1 pseudogene is annotated in these 974 nt (G+C 65.9%); it reads right to left on the bottom strand.

The window, feature by feature from the left end:
• Positions 1 to 974 (bottom strand): annotated as a pseudogene (locus tag AC1DXV_RS34985) (hypothetical protein); the annotation flags it as partial.

Here is a 974-nt window from a genome sequence, read left to right as displayed (position 1 = left end):
GGTCACACCCGCCTTCGTGATGCTCGCGATCGAGCCGTTCAGCCCGTAGACCGCCATGTAGTTCGTGCTGTCGCTGGTCGTGTTGCCGGCGTTGTCGTAGCCGAAGCTGCGGGCCGGGTTCGTGATGCTCGTCAGCCGGTTGCTCGTCGCCTCGGTCGTGTAGGTGCTCGGGCTACCGTTCAGACTCACGCTCGCGCGGTTGCCATTGGGGTCATAGGCAATCGACCAGGTCGATGCGGCCGTCGTGATGTTGGTCAGCCGGCTGTTCTCGTCGTAGTCGAAGCTCTGGTCCAGCGCAATCTGCGGCGTGCCGTCCGTGGCCAGCAGGTGCGTGAACCCGCTGATGCGGTCGGCGGCGTCGTARGTCASGTCGCGCAGCACGTTGCCCAGCGGGTAGCGCACGATGCGGCCGCTCAGGTCGAACTGCCTCGTGTGATTCACCAGGCCGCTKGCCATGTGCCAGTCCCAGCCGCTCACCGGGCCGAAGGGTTCCCACTTCACGTTGCTGATCAGCGGCACGGGCGTRCTGCCTGCGTCCTTSGCCAGGCTCATSGCGATCAGCTCGCCGGTGTCGCGCGTGATCACCAGCACSCGGCCCGACGGRTAGGTGATGGTCATCAGGTCGCCRTGCGAGTAGGCGTACTTCACCGTCGTCTGGATCGGCACGGTGTTCGCACCGGCCTTGGCGTTCACCGACTGCACGGCTTCGGTGATTCGGCCGCGCGGGTCGTACTTGACGCGGGCGAAGCCGCTCGGGTGATCCACTCGGCTGAGCCGGCCGATGCTGTAGGTGTAGTCCGCGCCGACGAGATCCCAGCTCCAGGTGATGGTCTGGCTCGGCTGACCGCTCTGGCTGTAGACGACGCTGGTCAGCCGGCCTTCCAGGTCATAGGTGTAGGTCTCGGTGACGCCACGGCTGTCGGTGCGGGTCTTCAGACGCCGCGCCGCGTCGTAGGTGATGTTGGTGATACCGG

The organism is Rhizobacter sp. P3_C12, from assembly GCF_056402735.1.
Note: the sequence above shows the minus strand (reverse complement) of the source record. Positions and strands in the feature narration are given on the sequence as shown.